Annotated in this window: 7 protein-coding genes; 3 read left to right on the top strand and 4 right to left on the bottom strand. The window is 52.0% G+C overall.

Annotated features, from left to right (window positions below; translation table 11 throughout):
- The coding region (locus tag Q0294_RS23085; RefSeq protein WP_299470195.1) for a tetratricopeptide repeat protein at nucleotides 1-784 on the top strand (784 nt) is incomplete at its 5' end.
- 38 nt (nucleotides 785-822) lie between these two features.
- Here Q0294_RS23085 and Q0294_RS23080 read toward each other — a convergent pair.
- Both Q0294_RS23080 and Q0294_RS23075 read right to left on the bottom strand, forming a co-directional pair.
- Entirely contained in the window at nucleotides 823-1,602 is a 780-nt protein-coding gene (locus Q0294_RS23080) for a BPL-N domain-containing protein (RefSeq protein ID WP_299470193.1), read from the bottom strand.
- A gap of 25 nt (nucleotides 1,603-1,627) precedes the next feature.
- Nucleotides 1,628-2,929: a peptidase C45 gene (locus Q0294_RS23075; protein WP_299470191.1), complete on the bottom strand. Its 1,302-nt coding sequence runs from the start codon at nucleotides 2,927-2,929 to the stop codon at nucleotides 1,628-1,630.
- Nucleotides 2,930-3,208: 279 nt separating this feature from the next.
- Here Q0294_RS23075 and Q0294_RS23070 point away from each other — a divergent pair, with 279 nt between their 5' ends.
- Both Q0294_RS23070 and Q0294_RS23065 read left to right on the top strand, forming a co-directional pair.
- A complete protein-coding gene (locus Q0294_RS23070; RefSeq protein ID WP_299470189.1) occupies nucleotides 3,209-4,006 on the top strand; it encodes a hypothetical protein in 798 nt (265 codons plus the stop codon).
- A 35-nt stretch (nucleotides 4,007-4,041) separates the two neighbouring features.
- The gene (locus tag Q0294_RS23065) at nucleotides 4,042-4,521 is read left to right on the top strand and encodes a hypothetical protein (protein ID WP_299470187.1); all 480 of its coding nucleotides are present in this window, start codon (nucleotides 4,042-4,044) and stop codon (nucleotides 4,519-4,521) included.
- Nucleotides 4,522-4,593: 72 nt separating this feature from the next.
- On the opposite strand, the gene Q0294_RS23060 is transcribed toward Q0294_RS23065, so the two are convergent.
- Together Q0294_RS23060 and Q0294_RS23055 are read right to left on the bottom strand one after the other, a co-directional pair.
- Nucleotides 4,594-6,021 carry a sulfatase gene (locus Q0294_RS23060; protein WP_299470185.1) on the bottom strand — a complete coding sequence of 476 codons (1,428 nt, stop codon included), beginning with the start codon at nucleotides 6,019-6,021 and terminating at the stop codon, nucleotides 4,594-4,596.
- A gap of 114 nt (nucleotides 6,022-6,135) precedes the next feature.
- On the bottom strand, nucleotides 6,136-6,750 hold the full coding sequence (locus Q0294_RS23055) for a nucleoside monophosphate kinase (RefSeq protein ID WP_299470183.1): 615 nt from the start codon (nucleotides 6,748-6,750) through the stop codon (nucleotides 6,136-6,138).
- Between the last annotated feature and the right edge of the window lie 346 nt (nucleotides 6,751-7,096).

Raw genomic sequence — 7,096 nt, 5'->3', positions numbered from 1 at the left:
GCCTGGACAATACCGACAATGCAATCACAGACTACACAAAGCGATTCGCCTCGACTCGAAATATGCGATTGCCTATTACAATCGGGGTAATAGCTGGGCGGATAAAGGGGAATTCGACAAGGCGATCAGAGATTTCAACGAGGCCGTCCATCTCGACCCGGAATATAAACGTGCCTATTTCAATCGTGGTGCTACCTGGCAAGAGATGGATGAATTCGAAAAAGGAATCAAAGATTACACCAAGGTTATACAACTCGACCCGCAAGATGCAGTTGCTTTCAACAATCGGGGAGTTGCATGGGCTGGTGCTGGCGAACTCGACAAAGCGATTCAAGATTATAGCAAAGCGATTTGGCTCGAATCACAATTTGCGTATGCTTACAGCAATCGTGCTTCTATTTGGAGTATAAAACGGGAATACGCTAAGGCGGTCAACGACTACGCCGAGGGAATTCGGCTTGATTCCCAAGATGTGTCTGCTTGCAATGAATTCGCCTGGCTTCTGGCGACTTGTCCGGAAGCTGAATTTCGAGACGGACTGGATGCAGTTATTTTGGGTGAAAATTTGTGTGAGTTGTCAGAATGGAAAGAAGCAGGATATATCAATACTCTGGCAGCTGCGTATGCTGAATTTGGTGATTTCGATCAGGCGGTCAAATATCAGAAACGGTGTATTGAGCAACTCGACAAGGACGTTGACAAGGACGAGTACATGGAACGGTTAAAGCTTTATGGCGAAGGCAAGCCGTATCATGAGGCAAGAGGGGATGGGAAGAGGGAGTAAAATGTATTACAGGTCTGATTCAATGATTGCGACAAGCTTTATTTAGCGTTGGAGGCCCAGTAGATACCGGAGGCGATTAGAGAGTGGGGGCCGTCTTTCGTTTCGGCGTGTGGGCTGAAACAGATGACGCGGCCGGAGCCGAATTGGGAACGAATGATGGCATGAGTGCCGACCATTGCTTCCGCGGGCGCACCGTTCCTGGCGACTTCGGATTCGAATGTGGCGAGCACTTCATAGCCGGGGAGGTCGGGTTCATTATCGGGGACGAGTAAAGGGCCGTTGGCGTAATAGATCTTGATTTTGGAGTTGGTTTTGCTGAGGACTTCCTGTCCTGCCGGAGTTAACTGGATAGAGACATTTTTTTGACCGCGTTTCCAGTGCGAACGATCCCAGACGCGGGCGTTGATCAGATTGAGAGACCAGTCGTAATGCGAAGAAGCGAGATAGGCACCGGCGCAGATGCCGACGTAGCCGCCTCCGTTTTTGACGAAGGTGCGGACGGCTTCGCGGCCTTCCGGCTTGAGTTGTTTCGCCTGGCCTCCCCCGCTGCCGCCGGGAAAAACAACGACATCAAAATTTTTCAGCGCGCCGCTACGGATATTTTCGGAGGAAATCACAGTGCATTGGAAGCCGTTTTCGGGGGTGAGAAACTGCTGCAGATTAGCAGGACCTCCGGATTTCGATTCGGGAAAATCAAAAATGGCAACACGAACCAGCGGCGATGTTTCTGGTTTGGTCGGCTCATCTGCGCGGGAGAGCGAACCGGTGATTCCGAGTACGACTAAGCAACTCAGTAACAGGTTAGACAGACGAGACATGTTTGCGTTCCTTCAATCTGTAAACTCAGGGAATCACGATGGTTTTTTTGACGGGAGCGAAGCGGGGGGGCTGCGGCGATGGCAGGGTGAGAGCCGCCTGTTTCATTTCGCGGAGTTCCTGCTGCATGGCGGTCATGGCGAGCGAAGCCATCTTCTGGTGGAAGCGCGTGACGGCTCCGGCAGAGAAGCCGTGCTCTTTGCGGGCGGTCTGGAACTGGCTGGTGAGCTTGAGGATGTTATCTTCGACGGGCCAGAGATCGGCCCAGATGCCGGGCAGGAATTCGGTGTTGATGGCTTTTCCGTCTTCGGTTTTACTCCAGGCGCGGAGTGTAATGGCGATTTCGCCGAGTTCGGCTCCTTTGTCGTCGACGAGGGGATCGGCGATTTCCTGAACTTCAACCCAGCAGGGGACGGCAATCGAAAAACTGGGATCGCCGAGAATGGTCCACATGGTTGCCAGCCCGGGATCTTCTCCCGGTTTGACGCCTTGAAAGACGGCAGCGGAAACGGTGGTGGTGCGGCTGATCGTGTTATCTGTCTTGATAATCGCCGGGAGTTTTTTCGCAGAACCGTTGACCGTGCCCGGGAAGGGGCTTCCTGTTTTACCGGAAAGATCGCGGGTCAGATTACGAATGAGATAGTCGACGGTGATGCCTTTGGGTTTTTGAAGTTCGAGTCGGGAGCAGGCCTGGCAATATCGTTCGGCGGAATAGATCTCACCAAGTTGTTGTGGTGTCGGGTTAGCCGGGAAATCTCGGGCGGTGGTGGCGAAGTTGGAACGGACGATATAACCGTGGGGCGCTGTTGCGGGGTCGTTGGCGTCAAACATGTTGTAACTGGTGGGGCCGGTTTCGAAGAGCGCCGCACCGCCCTGGGCATCGATGACGCCGAAATTCGAGAGGGTGCGTCGGCCGGTCTGGTTGGTTTCGTCGAGCAATTTCTGGAAGTCTGCGACCGTCTTACAGGTCTCCAACGCCTGTTTCATAAAGCGACCGTTGCCGGGGCCTGTTTTTTTATCTTTGGTGGCGAGGTCTTTGCTCAACGAATTTTCGATGCAGAAGCCGGCTTCGTTCATTCCCATCCAGACCGAGGTGCGAGCGCCGGCATTGACGACAGCAACCGCGCGCAGAGGACCTTCCGTGAACAGGGCGACTTCGTTGTGAATGTTCGAGGTATCACGGTTCTTCCAGAGCAGAGGGCGACCATCGGCAGTGACTTTTCCACTGATGACCGCGGTTGTGCAGGCCCGGGCTGTCAGGTCAAACGAATGCGTGATCAGCAACAGGAGCATCAAAGTGCGAAGCAGGCGAGAGCCATTCACAGGCATGTCTGGCGAATCCTTTTCAGATTTCTGGGGGATCTAAATTGAGTCATCATTGTGAGTTGTGGATTCCGAGATCTCAAGCGATTTGGATCGTGTTCAAGAAACCTGCATCAAATCTTCATATTGTGCATCAGATCGGATAGGAGTGGAATCAGAAAAGTCAGATTTCCGGGGGATGGAGGAAGATTTTCTATCAACGGCGGGTGATATCTTTTATGATTTGAATTTATGAAATGGGAGCTTGTAAATCATTTTCCTGTTGCCTTCAGAAAGGGGACTTTGATGTCGGAAACGCAATATACCGAGAAGCAGATTCTGTGTGGAATGTATGAATGCTGGTGTGATGCGATGGGGACGGATTCCCCCTTTGATGCAGAGACGCGGGTTGATCTGCATATGAAGGGGGACGACTTGTGGGATGAAATCGATCTGGCGGATATATTTTTCCGGTTCGAAAAACAGTTCGATTTCGAATGCACTCTGGATGAATGGGATGAGGGGCTGGGCCTCGGCGGACCATTTCTCAGTGTGGAAGAATGGGAAAGGGATGTCGCCCCGCATTTCACCTTCGGTGCGATTGCGAGATTTATTCAGAAGCGTGCAATCAATACTGTGACGTTTCAGCCAGTGATAGTGATCGATCGAGAGTGCGCAACAGCCGGAGCATTTTACGGGATCGAACAGTTGTTTGATCAATTACCATACGTGGATCGCTTTGGACCGAGTACCAGGATCATTGATGTGCTGCGCGGACGCAATCTGAATCGTTTCTGGAGTGAATTATGGTGGAGAACCGAGTTTGGTATTCCCAGGCTGTCAAATTCGTGGCAGAGCATCGAAGGCTGGGGGTGTTTCATCGGTGGACTGGCAATTTTCGCTGCGATACCGGTTTCTGTTCTGACTGAAAATTATCTGTACCTGATCGTGATGGCCGTGTTTGCGTTTGCCGCCTGGTATATCGCATTGCTCTGGCAATACTGGTCTAATCCTCTTCCATCAGAGCTGCAGACATTTCGCGACCTGGCAGTGCTGGTTGCTGATCTGGATTGTGAAGCGGTGCGCCAAAGTGAGGGAGTCTGATTTCAATGGTGATTTATGAACTACATAAGCAGAAAATGGTTGAATTTCTCCTGATACTTGTGCTTTCTTTCAGTCTTGTATCCGGTATTGCCGCACAGGATACGAGAGTACGATTGACGATTCCTCCCGAGCAAGCACCGGATCCTGCCTGGCGCCGGGAGTTCTTTAAGGAAACTCTGCCTTTAAAGAATCGTCCCCAGATTGTGTCGAGAAAGAAAGTGAAGGACGAGGTTCATGTCACTTTGAAAAATACAGGAGAAACGCCCCTGGAGTATTATGGAACATTTCCGGTTAGCATTCAGTTGTATCAGGAGATATTCAGACGGGGGCTCTGGCGGAAATCGCATAGGGACTGGTGTTGCTTAGGTAAAGAGAAATACATGCTCTTACCCGGTCAATCTATCAGGCTGGAAGTTGGTTTTTCTGATGAGGAACGAGGAGAACGGCTGCTGGGCGAGTTTCGTGAAGCAGGGACCAACCGTTGCGGTCTGATTGTACTGGCGACCGAGGTTTGATCTACTGGAAGTTCGATCTCATCTGTTTTATTTTTTAAGTAACTGATACTGAAATGAAAATGACTGGTTTTATCAGTCGACGCGGCCGGGTTGGCGGTTGTTTTTGCCTTTGCGATTGGTGCCGGTGTCGCCGAGGTCTTCGCGGGCTTGTTCTGCGAGAGCGGTCAGGCGTTTGACGACCTCCGGGTTCTGGTCGGCGACATTTTTGCTTTCGCTGATGTCCGTCTTAAGATCATACAAAGCGAGGCCGGTCGTCTTTTGAATGTAGTCGCCGGGGGTGCCGCCGGAACCGGGTTTGTCTTTCAGGCTGCGATAAGGGTGAGGAAAATGCAGTTTCCATTTACCGCTGCGAACCGCGTTCAAGTGACCGCCCCAGTAAAAGAGCAGAGCTTCGTGCGGGGATTTCGCTCCCTTTTCGCCGCTCATCAGAGGCCAGATATTTTTGCCGTCGATGATGCGGTCCTGCGGGACTTTTCCGCCCGAGAGATAAGCGATGGTGGGGAGAATATCGATGGTCATTGCCATTTGATTGCAGACGGTGCCTGCAGGAATTTGTCCGGGCCAGGCCATGATGCAGGGCTCGCGCTGTCCGCCGTCCCAGGCGGTCCCTTTCCCTTCGCGGAGTGGCAGTGCGGAGCCGGCGTGATCGCCGTAGGAGAGCCAGGGGCCGTTGTCGGAGGTGAAGATGACCAGCGTGTTTTCTTCGATGCCGTTCTGTTTGAGAGCCTGACGAATCTGGCCGACGGACCAGTCGATTTCCATGATCACATCGCCGTAGAGTCCCTGTGCGGATTTGCCTTTGAATTTATCGCTGACGAACAACGGGACGTGAGGCATGGAATGGGGGACGTACAGGAAAAATGGTCTGTCGTGATTTTTGTTGATGAAAGAGACGGCGTGTTCGGTGTACCAGGTGGTGAGCTGGGCCTGTTCTTTGCCGGTGACTTTGGGATTGATGACGGTTTCGTTTTCGATCAATGGGAGATCGGGGAAACGTTTGCCGGCCGTCGGGTGAAAGGGCCACATGTCGTTGGAGTAGGGGAGGCCGAAATATTCATCGAAGCCGTGTCGGGTGGGGAGGAACTCGGGCAGATGGCCAAGGTGCCATTTACCGTAGATGGCGGTATCGTAACCCAGCGGTTTGAGGACTTCGGCGATGGTGGTTTCGTCAGGGTTTATCCCGATTTTGGATTGAGGGCCGAGTGCGCCCTGGATTCCGATACGATTCGGATAGCAGCCGGTGAGCAAAGCGGATCGGGAAGCAGAGCAGACGGCCTGAGCAGCGTAGAAGTCGGTGAAGCGGACGCCTTCTTTGGCCATTTGATCGAGATTAGGCGTTTTGATATTGGGAGAGCCGAAGACGCCGACATCCTGATAGCCTTGATCGTCGGTAAAGATGATCACGAAGTTGGGATGATTTTTAGCCGGTCGCTGGGCTGCAGACACGGGTTGAACAGAAGCGGTGGCGATGAGAAGAATCAGAAGACTGAGACAAGACATCCGTGTTCGATTCAGATACGAAGGGCATCCAAGATTAAAACCGGGCATGAGCGCGCCTTTCTGGTCATCTAATTGTGTGGTTCGCTGTTGTATTCGATCCTGGTCGTTTGTGTTTTATTCGCCCCGGAAGTGGGCTTCCTGGACGGGAACGAGCTGTTCAAGGCACGCGAGTAAGACGCCGGCCGGTGAGCCGATAGCGTCGATGTGTGCGACGATTTCTTCAGGGTAGCAACTGAGGACGAGCGATGATTCTTCGCGGTAGATTTCGAAGCGGCGTCGGATGACGCTTTCGTTGGCATCATCGGCCCGGTTTTCCCGAATCGCACGGTGGCGGATACGGTGAATCATTTCCTCTTCGTCGCTACAGGTTAAGTGCAGCACTTTGAGAACGTCGATGTGTTTTTCCAGAATTTTCGACTGTTCAATGTTTCTGGGAATACCATCGAGTATCAGAATGTCTTTTCGCGGCTTATACATCGAGAGGGTCGCGCGGGCATCGAGCCCCTGTTTCCAGATGCGGATGCTGAGATCGTCGGGAACGAGTTCGCCGCGTGAGCTGTATTTGTAGATTTCCTGACCTTCGGGAGATTCAATATCGATTGAACGAAAGACGTCTCCGCTGGAAAGATGGAAAAACCCGGGGATTTGACCGAGGATTCTTCCCTGAGTACCTTTACCAACTCCGGGAGCACCAAACAGCAGGACGGCTTTTCGACGTTCCGTCGCCATAGTTATGCCTCTCTCTTTCAAGGCCGTTAATGATAGCAGCAATCACGGCGGGTACTGCATGCAGATTCAAGATTGCAAAACGAATCAGAAGATTACAATAACGTTTTGCAAAACAATTCTCACCCCTGGGAGTGAATTTATTAGCGAAGGTAAAATAAAAAAACACTCCGAAAACGCGAATGTTTTTCGGAGTGTTTGAATGATCAATTTGATTCCCTTAACGAGAAATCAAGGCCACAACCTGACCGACGTCAACCGGCAGGCTGACATCTTCAATTCCGGGGGCCGTTACAACACTTGCTTCCAAGGATTTTTTGTCCATTGTGATCCAGGCACAGCCAGGTCG

Source organism: uncultured Gimesia sp. (assembly GCF_937919775.1).
GTDB lineage: Bacteria > Planctomycetota > Planctomycetia > Planctomycetales > Planctomycetaceae > Gimesia.
The sequence above is the reverse complement of the archived record's forward strand: the minus strand, read 5'-3'. Positions and strand labels throughout refer to the sequence as shown.